The sequence below is a fragment of the Amycolatopsis cynarae genome, assembly GCF_026802195.1.
GTDB lineage: Bacteria > Actinomycetota > Actinomycetes > Mycobacteriales > Pseudonocardiaceae > Amycolatopsis_E > Amycolatopsis_E rhizosphaerae.
This window is the reverse complement of the sequence record NZ_CP113836.1, coordinates 5,567,874-5,592,499: the sequence shown is the minus strand read 5'-3', so window position 1 is coordinate 5,592,499 and position 24,626 is coordinate 5,567,874. Positions and strand designations below refer to the sequence as shown.

At 71.6% G+C, this 24,626-nt stretch carries 15 protein-coding genes; 1 reads left to right on the top strand and 14 read right to left on the bottom strand.

Annotation, left to right across the window (positions count from 1 at the left end; genetic code table 11):
- Nucleotides 1-10 precede the first annotated feature (10 nt).
- From ORV05_RS26795 to ORV05_RS26760, 8 genes are all read right to left on the bottom strand, one after another.
- Nucleotides 11-1,828 (bottom strand): GMC family oxidoreductase, encoded by a 1,818-nt coding sequence (locus ORV05_RS26795; RefSeq protein ID WP_268754768.1) that lies wholly within the window; start codon nt 1,826-1,828, stop codon nt 11-13.
- The gene (locus ORV05_RS26790) at nt 1,821-3,116 is read right to left on the bottom strand and encodes a hypothetical protein (RefSeq protein WP_268754767.1); all 1,296 of its coding nucleotides are present in this window, start codon (nt 3,114-3,116) and stop codon (nt 1,821-1,823) included. The genes ORV05_RS26795 and ORV05_RS26790 overlap by 8 nt, the downstream gene beginning before the upstream one ends.
- Nucleotides 3,113-3,850, bottom strand: coding sequence for a FadR/GntR family transcriptional regulator (locus ORV05_RS26785; protein WP_268754766.1), 738 nt, complete (start codon nt 3,848-3,850; stop codon nt 3,113-3,115). Before ORV05_RS26785 ends, ORV05_RS26790 begins: the two co-directional genes overlap by 4 nt.
- A 135-nt stretch (nt 3,851-3,985) precedes the next feature.
- A complete protein-coding gene (gene glgB, locus ORV05_RS26780) occupies nt 3,986-6,157 on the bottom strand; it encodes a 1,4-alpha-glucan branching protein GlgB (protein ID WP_268754765.1) in 2,172 nt (723 codons plus the stop codon).
- A gap of 3 nt (nt 6,158-6,160) precedes the next feature.
- Nucleotides 6,161-7,552 (bottom strand): maltokinase N-terminal cap-like domain-containing protein, encoded by a 1,392-nt coding sequence (locus tag ORV05_RS26775; RefSeq protein ID WP_268754764.1) that lies wholly within the window; start codon nt 7,550-7,552, stop codon nt 6,161-6,163.
- Between the two features lie 6 nt (nt 7,553-7,558).
- Nucleotides 7,559-9,391 (bottom strand): maltose alpha-D-glucosyltransferase, encoded by a 1,833-nt coding sequence (treS, locus tag ORV05_RS26770; protein WP_268754763.1) that lies wholly within the window; start codon nt 9,389-9,391, stop codon nt 7,559-7,561.
- 73 nt (nt 9,392-9,464) lie between these two features.
- Nucleotides 9,465-11,444 carry a maltotransferase domain-containing protein gene (locus tag ORV05_RS26765; protein WP_268754762.1) on the bottom strand — a complete coding sequence of 660 codons (1,980 nt, stop codon included), beginning with the start codon at nt 11,442-11,444 and terminating at the stop codon, nt 9,465-9,467.
- Nucleotides 11,445-11,664: 220 nt separating this feature from the next.
- Nucleotides 11,665-12,237: a dihydrofolate reductase family protein gene (locus ORV05_RS26760; RefSeq protein WP_268754761.1), complete on the bottom strand. Its 573-nt coding sequence runs from the start codon at nt 12,235-12,237 to the stop codon at nt 11,665-11,667.
- A 91-nt stretch (nt 12,238-12,328) separates the two neighbouring features.
- Between ORV05_RS26760 and ORV05_RS26755 the strand changes: the two genes are divergently transcribed.
- Nucleotides 12,329-12,910 (top strand): TetR/AcrR family transcriptional regulator, encoded by a 582-nt coding sequence (locus ORV05_RS26755; protein WP_268754760.1) that lies wholly within the window; start codon nt 12,329-12,331, stop codon nt 12,908-12,910.
- 6 nt (nt 12,911-12,916) lie between these two features.
- Here the strand turns inward: ORV05_RS26755 and glgX (ORV05_RS26750) are convergent, their stop codons facing one another.
- The 6 genes from glgX (ORV05_RS26750) to ORV05_RS26725 are packed head-to-tail and all read right to left on the bottom strand — an operon-like array spanning nt 12,917 to nt 24,598.
- Complete coding sequence (glgX, locus tag ORV05_RS26750) at nt 12,917-15,055, bottom strand: glycogen debranching protein GlgX (protein ID WP_268754759.1); 2,139 nt, start codon at nt 15,053-15,055, stop codon at nt 12,917-12,919.
- 46 nt (nt 15,056-15,101) lie between these two features.
- Nucleotides 15,102-16,826: a malto-oligosyltrehalose trehalohydrolase gene (gene treZ, locus ORV05_RS26745; RefSeq protein WP_268754758.1), complete on the bottom strand. Its 1,725-nt coding sequence runs from the start codon at nt 16,824-16,826 to the stop codon at nt 15,102-15,104.
- Complete coding sequence (treY, locus tag ORV05_RS26740; RefSeq protein WP_268754757.1) at nt 16,823-19,150, bottom strand: malto-oligosyltrehalose synthase; 2,328 nt, start codon at nt 19,148-19,150, stop codon at nt 16,823-16,825. Before treY ends, treZ begins: the two co-directional genes overlap by 4 nt.
- Nucleotides 19,147-21,276: a glycogen debranching protein GlgX gene (gene glgX / locus ORV05_RS26735; RefSeq protein WP_268754756.1), complete on the bottom strand. Its 2,130-nt coding sequence runs from the start codon at nt 21,274-21,276 to the stop codon at nt 19,147-19,149. The genes treY and glgX (ORV05_RS26735) overlap by 4 nt, the downstream gene beginning before the upstream one ends.
- A 10-nt stretch (nt 21,277-21,286) precedes the next feature.
- Complete coding sequence (malQ, locus tag ORV05_RS26730) at nt 21,287-23,275, bottom strand: 4-alpha-glucanotransferase (protein ID WP_268754755.1); 1,989 nt, start codon at nt 23,273-23,275, stop codon at nt 21,287-21,289.
- 51 nt (nt 23,276-23,326) lie between these two features.
- Nucleotides 23,327-24,598: an MFS transporter gene (locus tag ORV05_RS26725; RefSeq protein WP_268754754.1), complete on the bottom strand. Its 1,272-nt coding sequence runs from the start codon at nt 24,596-24,598 to the stop codon at nt 23,327-23,329.
- Nucleotides 24,599-24,626: the final 28 nt, after the last annotated feature.

The following is a 24,626-nucleotide window of genomic DNA, read 5'->3' as shown; positions in this document are numbered from 1 at the left end:
GCGGGACGGGTCAGTCCGCCACGATGCCGCCGGAGATGGCCAGTGCCGCCGCCATGATGGTGATCTGCGGGTTCACCGTGGGGCAGCTCGGCAGCACCGACGCGTCCGCAACGTACACGCCGCGCACTCCGCGCAGCCTGCCCCGCGGGTCCAGCGGACTGGTCCGGGGATCGGTGCCGAGGCGTGCCGTTCCGGTGGGGTGGAAGGCGGCCACATGCAACTGGGCGGCGGGTACGCGAGCGACGATGTCCCTGAGCTGCGCGGGATTCTTCGCCCGCGGCTGCCGGGCGATCCCGGTGAGCACTTCGGTGGCGCCCGCCGCGAACAGCACGTCGCCCATTACCCCCAGTGCCGTGCGCAGCTTCCGTTCGTCGGCCGGAGCCAACTGGTACCGCAGCAGCGTGCTCCGGCCGCCGAGCACGCGGCCGGACGGTTCGTCGGCGATCATGGCGCCGAGGGTGGCCAGGTGGTCCGCGCCGTCGAGTTCGGCCCGCAACCGGCTGCCGAGTCCGGGCAGGACGAAGGTGCCCATCCCGCGCGGGGCGGCGGTCGCCTCGATCAGGATGCCCTCGTCGTGCCACTGTTCGATCCCGGCGCTCTGCAGCACCCCGCGCCCCGGTTCCACCGGGTCGGCGAACCGGCCGGCCAGGCTGATCGCCGGGTGCAGGGCGAGGTTCCGCCCGAGCCAGGGATGCCCGCCCAGCCCGGACCGGCGCAGCAGCGGCGGGGTTTCGGTCGCGCCCGCGGCGACCACCACGAGGGGCGCGAGGATCTCGGCGGAACTGCCGTCCCCGCGCCGTCCGGCGATGCCCGCGGCCCGCCCCCGCTCCACCAGGATCCGGTCCACGCGCAGTTCGGAGACGATGCGGGCACCGGCCGCGCAGGCCTGCGGCAGGGCGTTGAGGTGCACGCCGTTCTTCGCGTTGCGCGGGCAGCCCACGGCGCACTGGCAGCTTCCGGCGCAGCCCGGGGCGTTGCGGTGCAGGGGTCCGCCGCGCCAGCCCAGCCGCCGAGCCCCTTCCAGTGCCAGCAGACCGTTGCGCCCCAGCACATCCAGGGGTTGTTGGGCGACCAGCAGGGTGCGTTCCACTTCCGGAACGGCAGTTTCGATGCGGTCGACGATCCGGTCACCGGCTTCCTTCCGCCACCGCGCCAGCACCGGGGCGGGCGGCCGGTAGCAGGTGCCGGAGTTGACCACGGTGGTGCCGCCGACGGCGCGCCCGAGCGGCAGCAGCACCGGCGGCCTGCCCCAGGCGACGGTCGCACCGCCGTCGCGGTAGAGCCCGGCGAACCGATCGAGCGGGTCGCGGGTGCGGAAATCCTCGACCCGGTACCGGGTGCCTTCCTCCACGACCACCACCGAAAGCCCGGCGCGGGCCAGTTCCCTGGCGGCCATCGCGCCGCCCGCCCCGGAGCCGATCACGACCGCGTCGGCCGTCGCGCGCGCGGGCCAGTGCGCGGCCGGGGTGCAGTCGAGCACGGGATCGGGACGGGCGGGCTCGGGCAGCGGACGGGGCGGAGCGCCGCCCCCGGCCAGCAGGGCGGGAACCTTCAGCAACTCCGCCAGCGCCGCCATGCCCGGCCGCGCGGTCAGCAGCTCGCACAGCGCGTCGCGACGGCTCGTGGTGAGCCGGTCGAGACGACGGCCGGTGAGCATGAGCGCGGCGGCGTCGAGCATCCCGGCTCCCATGTGGACACCGAGCCGTGCCGGGGCGGGGAAGGCGGCGCACAGCGTGTCGACCCGGGCCGCGATTTCCCTTGCCTGCCCGACCTCCGTGCCGAGCAGCGTGGCGACGGTCCCGGCGAGCGCCCGGCCCGGCTCAGGCACGGCCGCCCACTTCGGCGTGCGCGGTGCCGTCGAGTGTCCACTCGCGATACGGCAACCACCGGCCGCGGTCGCGTTTTTCGACCGTGATGCGGGCGCTCGCCCGCTCGCTGTTGCGGCATACGGCGGGGCTACCGTCCGGGTCCTGGTAGTCCACGGCCACGGTCGCTTCCGGTGGCTGCGTCACCTCGATGGCGAGCCGGTAACCGCCCGCGCGGCCCCGCACGCGCCAGGTGGGCAACCCGAGTTCCGCCCGCAGCCGGGCCGCGGTGAGCAGGGGATCCCCGCCGGGCAGGTCCCGGCCGTCCACGCGCAGGCGCACGAACGGCAGCGGCGGCAGCCGGCGCATCCCGGGCCGGGTGGACACGGCGGCCACGACCTCGGCCACGTCGCCGTTCCCGAGGTCCGCGTGCAGCCAGGCCCAGCGCTGCGCGTTGCCGTGACCGTAGATGTGCGCGGTCGCGCCGGGCGCCCCGGCCAGGGGGAATTCCCTTTCGTCGCAACGGATCCGGCCGTGGAAGCGCAGCGACGGCCTCGGCACCACCTGCGCCGCCGGGAGCAGGCCGGTCAGCCAGGCCCAGCGCGGGAAGGTGAACAGCGTGCGGGACGCGCCGCGCGGTTCGAGCTCCCAGGACAGCGGCCCGGCTTCACCCGCGTTCAGCTCCAGCGGGGCGGGCCACGGACGCGGACCGAACCGGGCCAGCCGCGGCGGGGAGTCCGGCGGGAACACCGCCGCCCAGCCGTGCAGGTACGGGTCCGCGCCGCCGGTGGGGGCGACGAGTTCGTGGTGCACCCAGAAGCCGGTGCCGGTGGCCGGATCGGTGAGCGTGGTGTACCAGACCTCCAGCCGCCCCGGTTTTCCGTTCCAGCGCGGGCGAAGCGCGTCGCCGGTGAGGCGGAAACTGCGCAGCATCGGCCCCAGCTCGCGGCGGAGGTCGAAGCGCAGCAGCACTTCCCGGACGACGCGCCCGGACTCGTCGGTCACCGTGGCGGGCAGCGTGGTCATCGAGTGGACGGGACGGAGGTAGCGGATCGACTTCCAGCCGTCCAGGTGCAGGCGGCGCCCGTCGGAGGCGGTGAAGTCGAGGCGGTAGCGAATGCGTTTGCGGGCCACGGGGGCGATGTGGAGGGTTCCGGTGGCGTGCCGGTCGTCGGCCAGCCCGGGCAGCACCACCCTCCCGCTCAGCCCTGCCTCCACATCGGCCAGCGGATTGAGCACTCCCGGGCAGTCCACTTCGAGTTCCAGCCGGGCGCCGTCGCCGGCCATGACCTCGCGGAAGGCCGTCCTCATCGCGCGCCCCCCATGCTCTCGATCATCATGCGGCCGGTCTCCTCCAGGTACTTCGCCGCCCGCGCGTGCACGACCTCCGCGGCCGCGCCCTCTTCGACGGCCTTCGCCAGCGGTTCGAGCCGGTCCGCCGCGGCCACCGGGTCGAGGAAGGGGCCGCGCAGCGCGTGACGCTGGCGCAGGTAGGTGTCGAGGACGACGTTCATCAGCAGCGGGTACACGCGGTTGCCAGTGGCGCGGGCCAGTTCGCGATGCCAGTCGCATTCGGCGAGCTGCGCGGCGTCCGCGTCGGTGGCGTCGCGCAGCCGGGCCGCGAGGGCGGCGAGCCGCTGCCGCTGCGCGTCGGTGGCGTTGCGCGCGGCACGGACCGCGATCAGCGCGCCGACCTCGGCGCGGACCTCGAAGATCGACCGCGCCCAGGCGGGGGCGTTCGCGGCCACCAGCATCGGCAGCAGGTCCAGCCCGCCCTGGCGCTCGTAGTCCAGGACCAGCGTGCCGACGCCGTGCCGGATCTCCAGCAGCCCCGACTCGACCAGGCGCATCAGCGCGTGTTTGAGGGAGGTGCGGGTGACGTCGTAGCGCTCCGCCAGTTCCCGCGCCGAGGGCAGGTACTGCCCGGGCGCGTACCGGCCGGAGAGGATCTCGCGGCGCAAGCTGTCCGCGACGGCGTCCACCACGTTCGTCCGGACAACCCCGCTGCCCGCCTGGCTCGGCCGCTGGCTCAGTGGCTCACTCACTCAGCCACGCTACCACGACACCCTTCCTGCGTTTGACCGTGAGGGGACCCTTCACAGGCGTATTTGCAGTTGTCACGGCTGTGAAGGGACCCTTCACGGCTCACCGCAAGTCCCGGGCACCCCGGTCAGCCCCGGTCAGGCGGGGCGGAGCCAGAGGACGCCGCACGGGGGGAGCTGGAGGACGGCCGAGGCGGGCTGTCCGTGCCACGGGACGTCTTCGGCCTCCACGCGGCCGAAGTTGCCCACGCCCGAGCCGCCGTACCCCTCGGCGTCGGTGTTGACCACCTCGAGCCAGGGCCCCGCCGAGGGCAGCCCGACCCGGTAGTCGTGGTGCGGCGTCCCGGCGAAGTTCGCCACGCACGCCAGCCGTGAGCCGTCCGTGCCGAGGCGCAGGAAGCTGACCACGTTGCCGTTCGCGTCGTGGGCGTCGATCCACTGGAAACCGTCGGGGTGGGTGTCCTGGCTGTAGAGCGCCGGGGTGGACCGGTACACCGCGTTGAGCTCGCACAGCAGCGCGCGCACCCCGGCGTGCAGCGGCTGGTCGAGCAGGTGCCAGTCCAGGGACCGTTCGGCCGACCATTCCCCTTCCTGCGCGAATTCGCCCCCCATGAACAGCAGTTGCTTGCCCGGGTGCGCCCACATGTAGGCCAGCAGCGAGCGGACTCCCGCCGCCTTGTTCCAGTCGTCGCCGGGCATCCGGCCCCACAGCGATCCCTTGCCGTGCACCACTTCGTCGTGCGACAGGGGCAGCACGAAGTTCTCGCTCCACGCGTAGACGAGTGAGAAGGTCAGCTCGTTGTGGTGGTAGGAGCGGTACACCGGGTCGTGCGCCAGGTAGTGCAGCGTGTCGTGCATCCAGCCCATGTTCCACTTGAAGCCGAACCCGAGCCCGCCCAGATGCGTCGGCCTGCTGACGCCGGGCCAGGACGTGGACTCCTCGGCCACCATCACCACACCCGGGTGTCGCTTGTAGACGGTCGCGTTGAGCTCCTGCAGGAACCGGACCGCGTCGAGGTTTTCCCGCCCGCCGTAGGGGTTGGGCAGCCACTGGCCGTCCGGCCGCGAGTAGTCCAGGTACAGCATCGACGCGACCGCGTCCACCCGCAGCCCGTCGAGGTGGAACTCTTCGAGCCAGAACAGCGCGTTCGCGACCAGGAAGTTGCGGACCTCGTTGCGGCCGAAGTCGAAGACGTAGGTCCCCCAGTCGGGATGCTCGCCGCGCCGGGGGTCGGCGTGTTCGTACAGCGCCGTCCCGTCGAAACGCGCCAGCGCCCAGGCGTCCTTCGGGAAATGCGCGGGCACCCAGTCGGCCAGCACCCCGATTCCGCGCTGGTGCAGCCGGTCCACGAAGTACCGGAAGTCGTCGGGGGAGCCGAAGCGGGAGGTGGGCGCGTAGTACGAGGTGACCTGGTAGCCCCAGGAACCGCCGAACGGGTGTTCGGCGACGGGCAGCAGTTCCACGTGCGTGAAACCGGTTTCCACCACGTAGTCGGCCAGCGCGTCGGCCAGTTCCCGGTAATCCAGCCCCGGCCGCCACGAGCCGAGGTGTACCTCGTAGATGCTCATCGGCGCGCGCGCCCAGTCGGTCGCCTCGCGGGTGGCGATCCATTCCTGGTCGGCCCATTCGTGCCGGGCCTCGGTCACCACCGACGCGGTCTGCGGCGGTTTTTCCGTGCCGAAGGCGAGCGGGTCGGCCTTTTCGTGCCAAACGCCGTCGGCGCCCAGGATCCGGTACTTGTACCGCGCGCCCGCCTCCACCCCGGGGATGAAGATCTCCCACACACCCGAGGAGCCGAGGGAGCGCATCGCGTGCTCGCGGCCGTCCCAGTCGTTGAAGTCGCCGACCACGCGCACCCCGCGGGCCGTCGGGGCCCACACCGCGAACGACACGCCGCGCACCTCGCCGGAGGGGGTGTCGTACCAGCGCACGTGCGCGCCGAGCACCTCCCACAGGCGTTCGTGCCTGCCCTCCCCGATCAGGTGCAGGTCCAGTTCGCCGACCGTGGGCAGCCACCGGTACGGATCGTCCACGGTGACCGTGCCGCCGGGATAGCCGATCTCCAGCCGGTAGTCGCCGGGATGTTCCGGCAGGCGGCCGGCGAACAGGCCGTCGACCACCCGGTCGAGGTCGACCTTGCCGTGCTCGGTGCGCACCGTGACCGAGTGGGCGCCGGGCCGCAGGGCCCGCAGCACGAGGCTGTCCCCGGCGGTGTGCACGCCGAGGACGGCATGCGGGTCGTGGTGCGCACCGGCCAGCAACCGGTCGATGTCGCCGGGCGGCGGGGCCGCCTCGGGCAGTGTCTCCACTGCTTACTCGCCTCCTGAGCTTTCCTCGCTGATGCGGGCGATCGAGGACAGGGGCACGCTCAGCCATTCCGGCCGGTTCGCGTGCTCGTACGAAACCTCGTACACCGCCTTGTCCAGTTCGAAGGCGCGCAGCAGATCTTCGTGCGCGCGGGGGTCGCCGATGTCCTCCGGGGCCTGTTCGGCGTAACCGTCGAGGAAGGCGGACCGGTTGCGGCGCGCCCACTCCCAGGCCCGTTCGGTGAGGATCGGATCTTCCGGTCCCGAGACCAGCATCTGCTGGGCCGCGTAGTCGAAGGACCGCAGCATGCCCGCGACGTCGCGGAGCGGGGAGCGCAGGGCGGACCGTTCGACCACCGGGGCGGCGGGTTCGCCCTCGAAGTCGATCAGCAGCCAGCCGGTGACGGTCCGCAGCACCTGGCCGAGGTGCAGGTCGCCGTGGATGAACTGCATCCTGATCGCGCCGTCGCGCTCCTTCATGGCGTCGAACGCGGCGTGCAGCGCGGGCGCGTATCCGGCCAGTTCCGGCACGGCCTCGGCCACCCGGTCGAGCCGCGCGTGCATGGCCCCGGTTGCGCGCTCGAACTCGCCGGGGTCGGCCACCTGCTCGCCCAGTGCCCGCCGCAGGTCGTTGTGCACCGAGGCGACGGCCTGGCCGAGCCGCTGCGCCTCACCGGCGAAGTCGCCGCCCACCTGGTCGGGCGGGGATTCCGGATCGGCCATCAGGTCGCGCACGCTCGTGGTGGCCATCGCCCAGCCGTCGACCGCGTCCGGGATGAACCGCTGCAGCATGCCGAGCGTGACCTCCTTGCCCGCCAGGTCCCCGCTGATGCTGCCCAGCAGCGGGGCGATGTGTTCACAGCCCACGCGCTGCAGTGCCCGGTGCAGCCGGACGTCCGGGTTCTCGCCGGGCGAGAGCTTCCGGAAGAGCTTGAGAATGTACTGTCCACTGTAGACAAGCGAGGTGTTGCTCTGCTCGGAGGTGATCGGGCGGGCGCGCAGGCCGCGCGTCAGCGTCACCCCCGGCTCGTGGTCGAACCGCAGTGAGCCGATCCGGGCGCCGTCGTCGATGAGGCCCAGCAGCACCCCGGTGAGATCCGGGTCGTTGACCGCCTCGTAGCAGGGCCGCCCGCGTTCGGTGCCCAGCCAGCTGGTCCCGAGGTACTCCGGGAGCTGTCCGCGGCTGCCGACGAGAAGCTGGTACGGCGCGCGGCGCCCGTCCTGCCGCACCTCGACCACCAGGTGCAACAGCAGCGGGTCGCCCTCGAGCAGCACGGTGCTGCCGAGCACCACCACCTCGAGGACCGGCTGGTCCTTCCCGGCGAACCACCGCTGCGTGGGCAGCCACTCCGGGAGTTCGCCGACCAGCGCACCGATCAGTTCACGGGGATCGGTCACCGTCCATCACCTCGTCTCGCCGTCGCCCCGCCGCTGCAGCAGCTGGAACCAGTAGAAGCCGTGCCCGGGCAGTGTGAGCAGGTACGGCAGTTCCCCGACGTCAGGGAACAGCACTCCGCCGGTGAGTTCCATCGGCGTGCACCCTTCGTGGTCGGACAGGTCCAGTTCGACCGGCTGCGGGAAGCGGGACAGGTTGTTGACGCAGAGCACCACGTCGAGTTCCCCGTCGGGGCGCATCCAGCTCCGCTTGAAGGCCAGCACGCTCGGGTTGGAGCCGCCGAGTTCGATGAAGGCGCCTTCGGCGAAGGCGTGGTGCTGCTTGCGCACCTCGATCATGCGGCGTGTCCAGGTGAGCAGCGAGGCGGCGGCGTCGCGCTGCGCTTCGACGTTGATCGCCTGGTAGCCGTAGATCGGGTCCATGATCACCGGCAGGTAGATGCGCCCGGGATCGCAGCGGGAGAACCCGGCGTTGCGGTCCGGGGTCCACTGCATCGGCGTGCGCACCGCGTCGCGGTCACCGAGCCAGATGTTGTCGCCCATCCCGATCTCGTCGCCGTAGTACAGCACCGGCGAGCCGGGCAGGGACAGCAGCAGCGCGGTGAACAGTTCCTGCTGGTTGCGGTCGTTTTCCAGCAGCGGCGCCAGGCGGCGGCGGATGCCGATGTTGGCCTTCATCCGCGGATCCTTGGCGTATTCGGAGTACATGTAGTCGCGTTCTTCGTCGCTGACCATTTCGAGGGTGAGCTCGTCGTGGTTGCGCAGGAAGATGCCCCACTGGCAGCCGTCGGGGATCTTCGGTGTCTGCGCGAGGATTTCCGAGATCGGGAACCGGGATTCGCGCCGCACCGCCATGAAGATCCGGGGCATCAGCGGGAAGTGGAAGGCCATGTGGCATTCGTCCCCGCCGGTGGCGGGATCGCCGAAGTACTCCACCACGTCCGAGGGCCACTGGTTGGCCTCGGCGAGCAGGACCCGGCCGGGGTACTCGTCGTCGACGACCTTGCGGCAGCGCTTGAGGAACTCGTGGGTGCGCGGCAGGTTTTCGCAGTTGGTGCCCTCCTGTTCGAACAGGTAGGGCACCGCGTCCAGCCGGAACCCGTCGATGCCGAGGTCCAGCCAGAACCGCAGGACGTCGATCATCGCCTCCTGCACGGCCGGGTTCTCGTAGTTCAGGTCCGGCTGGTGGGAGAAGAAGCGGTGCCAGTAGAACTGGCCGCGCACCGGATCGTAGGTCCAGTTCGAGGTTTCGGTGTCCACGAAGATGATCCGGGCGTCGGCGTAGCGGGAGTCGTCGTCGCTCCAGACGTAGAAGTCGCCGTACGGGCCGTCGGGATCGGTGCGGGACTGCTGGAACCACGGGTGGAGGTCGGAGGTGTGGTTGAGTACCAGGTCGGTGATCACGCGGATGCCGCGCCGGTGCGCCTCGTCGAGGAGGTAGACGAAGTCTTCGACGGTGCCGAACTCGGGCAGTACGGCGCGGAAGTCGCTGATGTCGTAGCCGCCGTCCCGCAGGGGGGAGGCGTAGAACGGCGGCAGCCACAGGCAGTCGACGCCCAGCCATTCGAGGTAGTCGAGCCTGCTCGCCAGGCCGCGGAGGTCGCCGAGGCCGTCGCCGTCGGAGTCGGTGAAGGCCCGCACCAGCACCTCGTAGAACACGGCGCCCTTGAACCACGTCGGGTTCGTGGGTGCTTCCTCCGCGTGCTGGAAGTCCTCGGCCTGCGGTTCGACGAGCTTGCCTTCGGCGGTCACGGCCTCACCGGTGTGGGGCACGCCCTCCAGCCCGAGTGCCGCGTCGGGCCGGGGATCACGGTCCGTCAACTCCACCTCGTCCCACCTCATCCGGATAGGTTCGCCTCGTCCCCCGCGGCATCGGGATCGGCCGGTGCGGCGGGGAGCGGGAATCGGGTTGTGGTCAGCCCGCCAGACGCGGTTGCAGGCTGACGATGTGCGCCACGGCCCGCCAGGGTTCGAGGCGGACGTAGTTGGCCTGCCCCCAGTCCCAGGTTTCGCCGGTCACCTCGTCGTGGGCGATCAGCCGGTCGGACCAGTCGAAGCCGAGTGCGGGCAGGTCCAGCCAGAGCGTGCCCTCCTCGGCGCCGAACGGGTTGAGCGTGATCACGGCGAGCACGGTGTCGCCGCTGGCCGGATCCTTTTTGGAGTAAGCGATCAGGCCGCCGTTGTCGACGTGGTGGAACCGCAGCGTGCGCATCTGCTGCAGCGCCGGGTGGGCGCGGCGGATGGCGTTGAGCCGGGTCAGCCACGGTTCCAGGGAACGGCCCTCGGCGAGTGCGGCGGCGTAGTCACGGGGCCGCAGCTCGTACTTCTCCGAGTGGAGGTACTCCTCGCTGCCTTCGCGCAGCGGTTCGTGCTCGAACAGTTCGAACCCCGAGTACATCCCCCAGCTCGGCGACAGGGTCGCGGCGAGCGCGGCCCGCAGCGCGAACATGCCCGGCCCGCCCTTCTGCAGCGACTCGTGCAGGATGTCCGGGGTGTTGACGAACAGGTTGGGGCGGCCGTGGTCCCAGTGTTCGAGCAGATCGACGGCGAACTCGGTGAGCTCCTCCTTCGTGGTCCGCCAGGTGAAATACGTGTAGCTCTGGGTGAATCCGAGCTTGGCCAGTCCCCACAGGCGGGCGGGCCGGGTGAACGCCTCGGACAGGAACAGCACGTCCGGATGGGCGTCCTTGACCGAGGAGATCAGCCATTCCCAGAAGTCCGGCGGTTTGGTGTGCGGGTTGTCCACCCGGAAGACCCGCACCCCGTGCGCCACCCAGTGCAGCACCACCCGCAGGACCTCGGCGTAGATGGCCGGGGGGTCGTTGTCGAAGTTCAGCGGGTAGATGTCCTGGTACTTCTTCGGCGGGTTCTCCGCGTAGGCGATCGTGCCGTCCGGACGGGTGGTGAAGAACTCCGGGTTCTTGACCACCCACGGGTGGTCGGGCGCGGCCTGCAGCGCCAGGTCGAGCGCGACCTCCAGCCCCAGTTCGTGGGCGCGGGCGACGAAGTCGTCGAAGTCGTCGAGCGTGCCGAGTGCCGGGTGCACCGCGTCGTGCCCGCCCTCGTCGGCGCCAATGGCCCACGGCGAACCCACGTCGTGCTCGTCGGAGACCACGGAACCGTTGCGGCCCTTGCGGTTTACTCGCCCGATCGGATGAATCGGCGGGAGGTAGACCACGTCGAAGCCCATCCGCGCGATCCGCGCCAGTTCCCGTGCCGCGGTGGCGAACGTGCCGTGCACGGGGGTGCCCTCGGCGTCCACCCCGCCGGTGGAGCGCGGGAAGAGCTCGTACCAGGCGCCGAACGCGGCGCGCTCGCGGTCCACTTGCAGCCGCAGCGGCCTGCCCTTGGTGACCAGTTCGCGCACCGGGTGTTCGTGCATGATGTGCTCGACGTCGGCCGACAGCGCCGGGCCGATCCGCTCGGGCAGCAGGCGGCTCGTGTCGCGCAGTGCCGCCGAGGCCGCCACCAGTAGCGCCCGTTCCCGGCGGCGATCGGGACGGCGGGAGACCCGGTCCAGCAGCTGCGCCCCGGTTTCCAGGTCGTTGGCCAGTTCCGCGGCCTCCTGGCCCGCGGCCACCTTGATCTTCAGATCGCGCCGCCAGGTGGTCCACGGATCGCCCCAGGCGTCCACCCGGAAGGTCCACAGCCCGGGCGAGTCGGGCACGATGACCGCGGCGAACCGGTCGAGCCCCGTGCCCTGCTCGCTCATCCTGGTCCGGCGCGCCACCCGGTCGCCGGGGCCCCGCCAGGTGACGGTGGCCGCCACCGCGTCGTGCCCGTCACGCCACACCGTGGCCGAGATCGGGACGTGCTCACCCGCGACCGCCTTGGCGGGGTACTGCCCGCAGTCCACGATCGGGCTCACGTCGTCGATGCCGAGCCGGCCCGTCATCCCCAGGTGCCCCTCTCGTTCAGCGGGTCAAAGCGCCAAAGTCGCGGTGTGGTCGGCGAGAAACCCGAACCGGACGGGTTGGCGTGAACGCGGTACCCCACAACGGAGGAGGGCAAACCTGCCGGGAGTCACTTTCCGCCCCGGCGGGACCGGCTGTCCAGGGCACCCGGGCACTGGTAACGCAGGTGTCACCGGGCGGACGCCCGCGAAACGTTTCCCGTCATTTCCGCCGGTAGGTGACCATGCTTACGCCGCTGTCGCCGAAGTCGCGGCGCGCGACGGGCAGGAAGCCGGTGGGGGTGAACGGGCCGTCGAACAGCGGGGTGCCGCTGCCGAGGACGACCGGGTTGTGTTTGATGACGAGCTCGTCGATCTCGTCGCGGAGCGCGCCGGCCAGCTTGCCGCCCCCGCAGAGCCAGATGCCCTTGCCGTCCCGTTCCTTCAGTTCGCGCACCAGCGCGGCCGGGTCGCCGTCGACGATCTTCACCGCCGGATCGGTGGCGGTCAGGGTGCGGGACACGACGTACTGCTCCAGGTGGGCGTAGGGGCTGGTCAGCCCCATCCGCAGCCCGGGCTCGTAGGTGCCGCGGCCCATGATCACGGTGTCGAAGCGGCGATTCGGGGTGGTGGTCAGGCCGAACGGGCCGCGGGCAGGCGTCGGCATGGTCTCGGGGTATTCGGCGAGGACCGTCTTCTGGAGCTCGCCCTCGAAGACGAAGAAGTCGTAACTGCCGTCCGGGCCGGCGATGTAGCCGTCGAGGCTGGCGGCGACGTAGTAGGTCAGCTCTCGCAAACCGGTCTCCCTGATGCCTGTACTGTGAATGAAGTGGTTTGAATGTAGTACTGCACTTGCAGTGGTGTCAACGAGCTTTCAAGGAGATCCGATGCGCCAGAACCCGGCCCGCCGCACCGCCCTGCTCGACGCCGCCATCGAGGTCCTCGCCCGCGAGGGCTCCCGGGGCCTGACGTTGCGCGCCGTCGACAAGGAGGCGGGCGTCCCCACCGGCACGGCTTCCAACTACTTCGCCCACCGCGCCGACATGCTGCGCCAGGTCATGGCCCGCACCCGCGAGCGCCTGGCCCCCGATCCGGCCGAGCTGGCGGGCACGATGACGGCCGAACCCTCACACGAGCTGGTCAGGACCCTGATGCGCCAGGTCGTCGACCGCATGCGCCGCGATCGCAGCAGCCACCTGGCCCTGCTCGAACTGCGTCTGGAGGCCACCCGGCGGCCCGAACTCCACACGGAGCTGGCGCGGTTCTTCGGCGAAGAGTTCGACGCCAACATCGGCTTCCACGTCGGCAGCGGCCTGCCCGGCGACCGCACCGGGCTGATCCTGCTCTACCTGGCCATGCAGGGACTGATCGTCGACGAGCTGACCGTCCCGGAACTGCTCACCCCGCACCGGGCCGAGGTCCTCATCGACACCATGGTGGCGCGCCTCCTCCCGGCGGACGGCGACTGACGGCCCCTACCGGGGTGCGCGCAGGAGAACCAGCGAGCGCGCGGGCAGTTCCAGGTGGCTGCCCGCCTTGAGGTGGCGCGCCTTGACCGGGGCGCCGTCGCCCGTGCTGGTGTCCAGCACCGGTTTGAAGGTGGCGCCGTATTCCGGGCCGGGCAGGGTGATCCGGACCGGTTCGGCGCCGGAGTGCACCACCAGCAGCCACGAGTGGTCGTGGACCAGGACACCCTCCCGGTTGCGGGACTGGCTGTTCGAACCGTCGATCCACATGCCCAGCGTGCGGCGGCCGGTGTCGAACCAGTCCTGCTCGGTCATCTCGCGGGCGTCGGGCCGGAACCACACCAGGTCGGGTTTGCCGGTGGGCGTGGTGCGGCCCTCGAAGAACTCGGGCTGGCGCAGCGCGGGACTCGCCGCGCGCAGGTGGATCAGCCGCCGGGTGAACGCGAGCATCGGCTCCGATTCCGGCCCGAGGACCCAGTCCACCCAGGAGGTCTCGTCGTCGAGGCAGTAGGCGTTGTTGTTGCCGTGCTGGGTGCGCCACAGCTCGTCGCCCGCGACCATCATCGGGGTGCCGGTGGACAGCAGCAGGGTGGCGAGCAGGTTGCGGGCCTGGCGGGCGCGCAGGGCGAGGATCGCCTCGTCGTCGGTGGGGCCCTCCGCGCCGTGGTTCCACGAGCGGTTGTCGTCGGTGCCGTCGCGGTTGTGCTCGCCGTTGGCCTCGTTGTGCTTGTGGTTGTAGGACACCAGATCCCGCAGCGTGAACCCGTCGTGCGCGGTGACGAAGTTGATCGACTGCCAGGGGCGGCGCAGGTTGTGGTCGTAGAGATCGGACGAGCCGGACAGCCGGTAGGCGAGGTCGTCCACGCCGGTCACGCCCCGCCAGAAGTCGCGCACGGTGTCGCGGTAGCGGCCGTTCCACTCGGCCCACTGCGCGCCGAAATCCCCGACGCGGTAGCCGTGGCCGGTCACGTCCCACGGTTCGGCGATCAGCTTGCAGCGCGACAGTTCCGGGTCGGTGGTGATCGCGGTGAGCATGGCGGAGTTGCGGTCGAACGCACCCCCGCCCGGGCGGCCGAGCGTGCTCGCCAGGTCGAAGCGGAAACCGTCCACGCCCATCTCGGTGGCCCAGTACCGCAGCGAATCGGTCACCAGCCGGATGACGGTGGGGGAGCCGGCGTCGAGCGTGTTGCCGCAGCCGGTGAGGTCCAGGCCGCGGCCGCGTGATCCGTGCAGGTAGTAGGCGGGCGCGTCCAGGCCCCGGAAGCTCAGTGTCGGGCCCTCGAAACCGCCCTCGCAGGTGTGGTTGAAGACCACGTCGAGGATCACCTCGATCCCGACCGCGTGCAGCGCGGCCACCATGGTCCGGAACTCCTCGACCTCGCGCCCCGGCTCGCTGGCGTAGGCCGCGTGCGGGGCGAAGTAGCCCAGCGGCGAATAGCCCCAGTAGTTGCGCCGTCCCGCCTGGAGAAGATGGGGTTCTTCGGTGAACCAGTGCACCGGCAGCAGTTCGACCGCGGTGATCCCGAGCCGCACCAGGTGCTCGATGACCACGGGGTGGGCCAAGCCGAGGTAGGTACCGCGGAGGTGCTCGGGGACGAACGGGTGCCGCTGCGTGAAGCCCTTCACGTGCAGCTCGTAGAGCACCGACTCCTCGAAGGGCACCTCCGGTTTGGCGCCGGTGTCGGGACCGCCGTGCGAACCGACCACCGACAGCGGCACGCTGCCCAGCGAGTCCACTGTGGACCTCGGTCCGTGCATCGGGTCGCCCTCGTAGCCGAGCGCGGCCTCGAGGTCGGTGAGCGCGCCGGTGATCCGCCGGGCGTAGGGATCCACGAGCAGTTTCGACGGGTTGCACCGCTGGCCCCGGGACGGGTGGTACGGCCCGTGCACGCGGTAGCCGTAGCGCTGCCCCGAGGTCACCCCCGGCACCAGCCCGTGCCAGACCCCGAAGGTCCGCTCGGTCAGCTCGACGCAGCGCTGCGAACCGTCCTCACCGATCAGGCACACCTCGACCGCTTCGGCGATCGCCGACGTGACGGCGAACCGGACGCCTCCGCCCTCGGGGTGAGCGCCCAGGGGGAACGGCCTGCCGGCGAGGACCGGGGTGACGGTCTCGCCGGTGGCATCGGCTGCGGATCGCGTGGCCACCCGTCGATACTCTCAGCCATCCGCCACGTTTGGGTAAAAGTCCTGGTCAGGACGCCTCGACCAGGGCGAACGAGTCCGGGCCGAGCCGCACCGAGGAGCCGCTGGCGGCGGCCTCGCCCCAGCTCAGCAGCACCCGCCGCACCTCGCCGCCGACGGGCAGTTCGCCCGCCTGCCCGCCGAGACGGCAGGCCAGCCGCAGGGCACCGCGGTGCAGCACGAGCCACGAGCCGTCCGGCGCGCCGCGCACGTCGAAGGTGTCCAGCGCCGGGTCTGTCAGCTCCGCCCTGCTCCGGCGAAGGTCGATCAGCGACCGGTACAGCGCGAGCAGCTCCCGGTGCCCCGGTTCGCCCGGTTCCGCCCAGTCCAGCCGCGAGCGGGCGACGGTAGCGGGGTCGAGCGGGTCCGGCACCTCCTCCTCGTCCCAGCCGTGCCGCGCGAACTCGCGGCGGCGGCCGGTCCGCACCGCCTCGGCGAGCATCGGATCGGGGAAGGAGGCGAAGAACTGCCACGGGGTGTGCGCGCCCCACTCCTCGCCCATGAAGATCATCGGGGTGTAGGGCGAGCAGAACAGGATGGCCGCGCCGCAGGCCAGCCGCCCGGGCGGGACGTACGCGGACAGCCGGTCCCCGGCCGCGCGGTTGCCGATCTGGTCGTGGTTCTGCAGGTAGGCGAGGAACCGGTAGCCGGGCAGGGTCGCGGTGTCCACCGGCCTGCCGTGCGTCCGCTCCCGGAACGACGACCAGGTCCCCGCGTGGAAGTAGGCCTGCCGCAGCGTGCGGACCAGTGCGGAAGGCGCGGCGAAGTCCGCGTAGTAGCCGCGCGTCTCGCCCGTCAGGGCGACGTGCAACGCGTGGTGCAGGTCGTCGCACCACTGCGCGTGCAGGCCGTAGCCGCCGGCCTCCCGGGCGGTGACGAGCTTCGGATCGTTGAGGTCGGATTCGGCGATCAGCGTCAGCGGGCGCCGCACCGACGCGGACAGCGCGTCCACGGCCACGGCCAGCTCCTCCAGCAGGTGGGTGGCTCGGCGGTCGTTGAGGGCGTGCACCGCGTCCAGCCGCAGACCGTCCAGGTGGAAGTCCCGGAGCCAGCCGAGCGCGTTGTCGATGACGTAGCGGCGGACCTCGTCGGAGCCCTCGCCGTCGAGGTTGAGCCCCGGGCCCCAGTCGCTTTCCCCGGCGAAATACGGGCCGAACCGGTCGAGAGAGGCCCCCGAGGGGCCGAGGTGGTTGTAGACGACGTCGAGCAGCACGGCCAGGCCCCGGCGGTGGCACGCGTCGACGAACCGCTTGAAGGCGTCGGGCCCGCCGTAGGGCTCGTGCACCGCACCCCACAGCACGCCGTCGTAGCCCCACCCGGTGGTGCCGTCGAAGGAGTTGACCGGCATCACCTCGACGAACGTCACGCCCAGATCGACGAGGTGGTCGAGCCGCTCGAGGGCCGCGTCGAAGGTGCCGCCCGGCGTGAAGGTGCCGATGTGCAGTTCGTAGACCACGCCCCCGGCAAGCCTGCGGCCCGTCCACGACCGGTCCGTCCAGGCGAAGGCGTCGTGGTCGTAGACCCGCGACGAGCCGTGCACCCCGTGGGGCTGCCACCGCGAACGCGGGTCGGGCAGGGGGGTTTCGTCGTCGTCCAGGAGGAAGGCGTAGTCGGTGCCGTGGCCGGTTTCGGTCTCGCAGGACCACCAGTCCCCGTCGCGCGTCATCTCGTGGTCGGTGCCGTCGATCCGGACGCGGACCCGGCCGGGAACCGGTGCCCACACACGGAAGGTCACCGGGCACCTCCCCGGAGCAGCAGGGCCACCGGGTACCGGCCGAGCATCGCGGCGATGTTGCCGTGGGCGGGCTCGCCGGTGAGCACGTCGGTCCAGGTGCCCGGGGGCAGGGGCAGCGCGGTCTCGTGCCACCCGCCCGCGGCCGCCAGGCCGACCGGGAGCCGGGTCGCCACCGTGACCAGGCCGTTCCGGGCGAAGGCGACCAGGTGGTGGGCGGCGGGTCCTTCCGCCAGCAGGCGCCGGTACCCGCGGAACAGTTCCGGCCGGTCCCGCCGCAGGGTCAGCGCGCCCCGCACCACGTGCAGCTTCGCCGCGCCGCTGTCGTCGATCGCCGGCCGCTCGCCCGCGACGAGGCGGTCGAGAATGTCGCGCCGCAGCGCGAAGTCCACCGGGCGCCGGTTGTCCGGGTCCACCAGCGACAGGTCCCACAGTTCGGTGCCCTGGTAGACGTCGGGAACCCCGGGGGCGGTGAGCTGGATCAGCTTCTGGCCCAGCGCGTTGGACCAGCCGGGGCCCTTGATCCGGTCCACGAACTCCGCGACCCCGAGTTCGCCGTCGAGCACCACCCGCTCCGCCCAGGTCGCGATGGCATGTTCGAACTCTTCGTTCTGTTCGGTCCAGGTGGTGCGGATCTTGGCCTCCCTGGCCGCCTTCACCAGGTATCGGCGCAGGCGGCCGGGCTCGATGGGCCAGGCGCCGACCAGGGTCTGCCAGGCGAGGAGGTTCAGCGAGGGCTCGTCGATCGGATACCGCGCGGTCCAGGCGTGCACCGCCTCGGCGAACTCCTCCGGCAGTTCCGACAGCACGGCCAGCCGGGCCCGGACGTCCTCGGAACGCTTGGTGTCGTGCGTGGTGAGCGTGGTCATCGCGGCCGGATACGCGGCCTCGCGCCGTGCCGCCGCGTCGTGGAACTCCTCGACCGTGGTGCCGAACTCGGTGGGGGTGCCGCCGACCTCGTTGAGCGCGACGAACCGGGTGTAGCGGTAGAACGTGGTGTCCTCGGTGCCCTTCGCGACCACCATGCCCGAGGTCTGCTGCAGGCGCGTGGCGAGCTCGCCGTGCGGGTCCGCGCGGACCTGCCGGTCCAGCGCGTCCAGCGCGTCGGCGAGATCCCCCCGCCGGTCCCGTGCCAGCTCCACCGCGGCGGCCCAGTGCGCCGCGCCTTCGGGCAGGTACGAGCGGTAGACCGGGAAGGCGATCATCACCTCGGCGATGGCGGCGCGGGCCGCCCCGGGATCGGTGCCGGTGACCAGTGCGGCGATCCGCCGCACCTCGGCGGCCAGGATGCCGTCGGTGACCAGGCGCCGGGCCGCCAACTCGATTTCGGGGTAGTCGGGGGAGCCCGCCAGATCGGTGAAGAACTGCTCGGCCGCGGGATCGACGAACAGGCCGCCGATCTCCCGCAGCGCGTCGTAGCCGGTGGTGCCGTCCACCGGCCAGCTCTGCGGCAGGTCTTCGCCGGGATGCAGGATCTTCTCCGCCACCAGCCACGCCCCGGGGGCCGCCTCCCGCACCGACCGCAGATAACCACCGGGATCGGCGAGTCCGTCGGGATGGTCCACGCGCAGGCCGGTGACCTCGCCTTCGGCGACCCAGCGCAGCACCTCGCGGTGGGTGGCCTCGAAGACCCCGGGCCGCTCGACCCGGACCGCGGCCAGTCCCGTGATGTCGAAGAACCGGCGGTAGTTCAGTTCCGTGTTCCCGCGCCGCCAGCCCACCAGCTCGTAGTGCTGGCGGGCGTGCACCTCCTGCGGGCTGCCGCCGTTCGTGCCCGGGGCGATCGGGAAGCGGTGCTCGTAGTAACGGAGTTCTCCGTCCTCGAGGCGCAGTTCGGACTCGGCGCTGTCCTCGGGGAGCACGGGCAGCAGCAGCCGCCCCCGGCTCCAGTCGATGTCGAAGTACCCGGCGTACGGGGAATCCCGGCCCCGCCGCAGCACGTCCCACCACCAGGGGTTGGCGTGGGCCGCCCCGACCGCCATGTGGTTGGGCACGATGTCCACCACCAGGCCGAGCCCCGACCCGCGCAGCCGCCGCGCCAGCGCGCGACGGCCCTCCTCCCCGCCCAGCTCGGGCCGGGCCCGCGTCGGATCGACCACGTCGTAGCCGTGCGTGGAACCGGGCACCGCGTCCAGCACCGGAGAGGCGTAGAGCGCCCCGATCCCCAGCGCGCGCAGGTAACCGGCCTGCTGGGCGGCGTCGGCGAAGGTGAAACCCGGGCGCAGCTGGACCCGGTAGGTCGAGCCCGGCGGCGTTACGCGGGTGTCCCGCGGGACACCCGCGCCCGGTCGGCTCGCCTGAGCGGGGGCTTCGCCAGTGTCGCTCATGCGGCAGTCTCCCGTGTCCTCTGCAGCACGACCAGGGACCTCGCGGGCAAATTCATGCTGTCCCCCGCGTGAAGGCCCGGGCCGTCCGGCTCGTCGGCGACCTCACCGGTCGCGGTGTCGATCATCACCGTCCACCGTGGACCGTAGTCGGCGGAGGGCAGGATCAGCTCGATGTCCTCGTAGTGCGCGTTGAACGCCATCAGGAACGAGTCGTCGACCACCCGCATGCCCCGCTGGTCGAGGTCCGGGATGCCCTCGCCGTTGAGGAACACCACGATCGACTTGCCGAAACCGTCGTCCCAGTTCTGTTCCTTCATCTCCTCGCCGGACGGGGTCAGCCAGGCGATGTCGCGCAACTCGTCGCTCTTCCTGATCGGCTTCCCGGCGAAGAACCGGCGCCGCCGGAACACCGGGTGCCTGCGGCGGAAGTCGGCGACCCGGCCGACGAAGTCCACCAGCTCCGCGTTGCCGTCCACCATCGACCAGTCCACCCAGGACAGTTCGTTGTCCTGGCAGTAGGCGTTGTTGTTGCCCAGCTGGGTGCGGCCCATTTCGTCGCCGTGCAGGAGCATCGGCACGCCCTGCGACAGCAGCAGCGTGCCGATCAGGTTGCGCCGCTGCCGTTCCCGCAGCGCCAGGATCTCCGGGTCTTCGGTCGGCCCCTCGGCCCCGCAGTTCCACGACCGGTTGTCGTCCGCGCCGTCCCGGCCGCCCTCCCCGTTGGCCTCGTTGTGCTTTTCGTTGTAGGACACCAGGTCGGTGAGGGTGAACCCGTCGTGGGCGGTGACGAAGTTGATCGAGGCGAACGGGCGGCGGCCGTCGTCCTGGTAGAGATCGGAGGATCCGGTGATCCGCGAGGCGAACTCGCCCAGCGTGGCCGACTCGCCGCGCCAGAAATCTCGGGCGGTGTCACGGAACTTCCCGTTCCACTCCGTCCACAGAGGAGGGAAGTTGCCGACCTGGTAGCCGCCGGGCCCGACGTCCCACGGCTCGGCGATCAGCTTGACGCGGCTCACCGTCGGGTCCTGCTGCACCAGGTCGAAGAAGGTGGACAGCCGGTCCACGTCGTAGAACTCGCGCGCCAGGGTGGCGGCGAGGTCGAACCGGAACCCGTCGACGTGCATCTCGGTCACCCAGTACCGCAGCGAGTCCATGATCAGCTGCAGGGTGTGCGGGTTGCGCACGTTCAGCGAGTTCCCGGTGCCGGTGTAGTCCAGGTAGTACTTCGGTTCGTCGTCCGCCAGCCGGTAGTAGGCCTGGTTGTCGATCCCGCGCAGGGACAGCGTCGGGCCGAGGTGGTTGCCCTCCGCCGTGTGGTTGTAGACCACGTCGAGGATCACCTCGATGTCGGCCTCGTGCAGGGAGCGGACCATGCCCTTGAACTCCTGCACCTGGCCCGCCGCCTCGGGAAACGCGGCGTAGGCCTCGTGCGGGGCGAAGAAGCCGATGGTGTTGTAGCCCCAGTAGTTGCGCAGGCCTTTCTGGGCGAGGCCGTGGTCGGTGATGAACTGGTGCACCGGCATCAGCTCGATCGCGGTCACCCCGAGCTGTTTCAGGTGCTCGACCACCGCCGGGTGGGCCAGGCCCGCGTAGGTGCCGCGCAGCCGGGGCGGCACCGCGGGATGGCGCATGGTCAGGCCGCGCAGGTGCGCCTCGTAGATCACCGTCTCGTGGTAGGGCGTGCGCGGCGGCCGGTCGTCGGCCCAGTCGAAGAACGGGCTGACCACCAGCGAGCGCGGCACGTGCGCCGCGGAGTCGGCGTCGTTGCGCTCGTCCGGGGAGCCGAACGGGTAGCCGAACAACGACTCGTCCCAGTCGATGTCACCGGTGATCGCCTTGGCGTAGGGATCGATCAGCAGCTTGTTCGGATTGCAGCGCAGGCCGCGGGCGGGATCGTAGGGTCCGTGCACGCGGTAGCCGTAGCGCTGGCCGGGGCCCACTCCGAGCAGGTAGCCGTGGTGCACGAAGCCGTCCACCTCGGGCAGGCGGACGCGTTCCTCCTCGCCGTGCTCGTCGATCAGGCACAGTTCGACGTACTCGGCGACCTCGGAGAACAGGGCGAAGTTGGTGCCGACGCCGTCGTAGGTGGCACCCAGCGGGTAGGGGGTTCCTGGCCAGGGCGGCAACTCGATCTCCTCACCGGTCGGGCAGCGGGCGTGCCGCCCGCAGTGTAGGGATCACGCGGGCGATCCGGGGGTCCGCGAAGAACTCTTCGAGGGGCACCGGCAGCGGGATCCGCCAGTTGGGGTATTCGTCGATGGTGCCGGGCAGGTTCGGTTGCCTCCGTTCGCCGAGGATGTCCGCGGGGGTGGTCAGCAGCAGGCGCGAGGCGGCCGACGCGAGCAGCCGGTGCAGTCCCTCGCCGACATCCTCGCCGGAAATTCCCTGCTGTGCCAGAAAATCGAGCAGCTCGTCCCGCTCCCTGGCCGCCGCGGCGTACTCCTTCTCCGGCGGGCCGTCGAGCAGGCCCAGTTCGGCGCGCACCCGCACGTGTTCGGCCGCGAGCCAGCCCGCCACGGTGGGCAGGTCGTGGGTGGTGATGCTCGCCATGGCCTCGGTGTCCCACTCGCCGGGCCGCAGGAACGGGTGCCCGTCGCGGTCGTAGTCGCGCTGGAACCACAGCACCGCGGAGCTGAGGATCCCGCGTTCGTGCAGGGTGTCGGTGACCTCCGGCTCCACCGTGCCGAGGTCCTCGCCGACCACCACCGCCCCGGCGCGGTGCGCCTCCAGCAGGAGCACGCCGAGCATGGCGTCGGCGTCGTAGCGGACGTAGGTTCCGCGCCAGGGCGGTTCACCCGGCGGGATCCACCACAGCCGCCACAGCCCGGCGACGTGGTCGATCCGGATCCCGTCGGCGTGCAGCAGCACGCCGCGCAGCACGTCGCGGAACGGCTCGTAGCCCAGCTCGGCCAGCCGGTCCGGGCGCCACGGCGGCAGGTTCCAGTCCTGGCCCTGCTGGCTGAACGCGTCGGGCGGGGCGCCCACGGTGACCCGCGAGGCGAACAGGTCGCCGAGCGCCCAGGTGTCGGCCCCGCCCGGGTGCACCCCGACCGGCAGGTCGTGCACGATGCCCACGGGCATGCCCGCGTCGCGGGCGGCCGCGCGGGCCTTGTCGAGCTGCTCGCGGCACAGCCGCTGCAGCCAGCCGTGGAAAGCGATGCGGCCGGCCAGTTCTTCCCGCGCCCCGGCCACTTCCGGGCCGTGCGGGTCACGCAGTCCTTCCGGCCAGTCCCGCCAGTCCGGTCCGTGCCGTTCCGCCAGGGCGCAGAAGGCCGCGAAGTCGGCCAGATCCGGTTCCAGCGCCGGTTGGTGCGCGGCCTCGGCCTGCCACAGCAGTTCGAGCGCGGCGAGCTTCGCCGACCACACCGCGTCGTAGTCGATCTCCTCGGTGGGCTCGGTGGGCTCGGGCCGCAGGTCCAGCACCTTCCGCCGCGTCTGCTCGTCCGCGCGTTCGAACGCCCCGGTCTCCGTCACGCGCAGGTAGAACGGGTTGGCGAAACGGCGGCTCGACGGCGAGTACGGCGAACGTTCCAGGGGATGGGTCGGGCTGATCGCCTGCACCGGGTTGACCAGGACCACTCCCGCGCCCAGTTCGGTGGCCGACCGGCGGGCCAGCACGGCCAGATCGCCGTAGTCGCCCGCACCCCACGACCCCTCGGAACGCAGCGAGTACAGCTGGAGCATCCAGCCCCAGGCCGGCGGCACCTCGGGCAGGCGAGGGGGGACGACGGCGAGGGTCACCGCCTGCCGTTCGGTGACCACGCGGTGCCAGCCCAGCGGCAGGTCGGCGGGGATGAGCCGGTCGGTTTCCCGCCGGGTGCCGTTCTCCAGGTGGATCACCGCGGGCCCGCCCGCGTCTCCTCCGGTGCCCTCCCGCAGCACCAGGGTGGGCGGCAGGGCCGTTTCCGCCCGGCGCTTCCGCACCGCTTCCAGCTCGCGCTGCAGGGACTCGGGGGTGGTGGCGTCGACCCCGAACTGGGCGAGGATCGCGATCACGACGCCGCGGTCGACCACGACCTCACGCCGCTCGGCGTTTTCGTACCGGGTGGCCACTCCGTAGGCGTCGGCGAGGGCGGCGAGGTCGGGTTCGGCGGGGGCGGTGACTGGGGCGGGGTCCGGGGTCACCTGTTCAGCATCGCCGCCCCCGGCGGGCGGCGCTACCCAGGACGAGGAAGATCAGTGCGTCCGGGCCGCGGTCCGCTTCCCGACCGGGACATGGGTTTCCGCCATCCGGACGGCCACCACGACGCCGGAGGCCGCGGTGAGCGCGGCCACCACCCAGACCGCGGCGCGCAGCCCCCACAGGTCGGCCGCCACCCCGGAAAGGACGGCTCCGACGGCGAATCCGCCGTCCCGCCACAGCCGGTAGACGCCGACGGCGCGGGCCCGCCATGCCGGGTGCGCCACGTCGCCGATCACGGCGAGCAGGGTGGGGTAGACCATGGCGGTCCCCGCGCCGAGCAGCACCGCGGCCACGAGCCATCCGGAGTAGGAGTGCGACACCGCGACGAGGGCCAGTGCCACCGCCTGCGTCAGCATTCCGCCGGTGATCAGGCGCTTGCGGCCCCAGTGGTCCGACAGCGGGCCGGTGATCAGCTGCCCCATCCCCCAGACGGCCGGGTAGACCGCGGCGAGGACGCCGATGCGGGACACCGAAAGCCCGGCCGTGGCGAACAGGAGGGGGAACAGGCCCCAGGCGAGGCCGTCGTTGAGGTTGTTGACCAGTCCGGCCTGGCTGGCCGCGGACAGGCTCGGCTCGCGCAGGCTCGTGTAGCCCAGAACCTGCCTGGTGGTCAGCCCGCTGTCCGCGGGGCCGGTGTGGTCCTTGGCCTCCAGCCGTGCGTGCGCGTGGGTCTCCCGCACCGCGAAGGTGGTCAGGCCGAGGCCGAGCGCGGCATAGGACAGGCCGAGCAGGAACGGGGCGGGACGCAGGCCGTAGTAGGCCGCGAGGTAGCCGGTGACCAGCGCGGTGACCGCGACGGCGAGGTATCCGGCGGCCTCGTTGAGGCCCATCGCCAGCCCGCGCCGGGCCGGGCCCGCCAGATCGATCTTCATGATGACCGTGGTGGACCAGGTCAGGCCCTGGTTGACGCCCAGCAGCACGTTGGCCGCCACGATCCAGCCCCAGGACGGTGCCCAGATCAGCAGCAGCGGCACCGGTACCGCGATCAGCCAGCCCGCGAGCAGCACCGGTCGGCGGCCGAAGCGGTCGGAGAGGGTGCCCGCGAAGTAGTTGGTGGCCGCCTTGGTGAGGCCGAAGGCGAGCACGTAGGTCAGCAGGAAGGTGTACCCGGTCAGGTGGAAGACCTGTCCGGCGAGCAGGGGCAGGACGGTGCGCTCCTGGCCGAGCATGCCGCCGACCAGCGCGTTGACCGCGACGAGCAGGCTGAACTGGGCCAGGTTGGCGCGGATGCCGAGCCCGATCGTGGCGGTGGTGTCCCGGGGCATGGCTTCTATACTATTCCAAGGAAGATTG

What these genes read in the sequence shown, in the direction of transcription:
- ORV05_RS26790 (WP_268754767.1), bottom strand. Translation starts at nt 3,116, where the DNA reads ATGAGGACGGCCTTCCGCGAGGTCATGGCCGGCGACGGCGCCCGGCTG.
- treS (WP_268754763.1), bottom strand. Translation starts at nt 9,391, where the DNA reads ATGAGGTGGGACGAGGTGGAGTTGACGGACCGTGATCCCCGGCCCGAC.
- ORV05_RS26765 (WP_268754762.1), bottom strand. Translation starts at nt 11,444, where the DNA reads ATGACGGGCCGGCTCGGCATCGACGACGTGAGCCCGATCGTGGACTGC.
- ORV05_RS26755 (WP_268754760.1), top strand. Translation starts at nt 12,329, where the DNA reads ATGCGCCAGAACCCGGCCCGCCGCACCGCCCTGCTCGACGCCGCCATC.
- treY (WP_268754757.1), bottom strand. Translation starts at nt 19,150, where the DNA reads ATGAGCGACACTGGCGAAGCCCCCGCTCAGGCGAGCCGACCGGGCGCG.
- ORV05_RS26725 (WP_268754754.1), bottom strand. Translation starts at nt 24,598, where the DNA reads ATGCCCCGGGACACCACCGCCACGATCGGGCTCGGCATCCGCGCCAAC.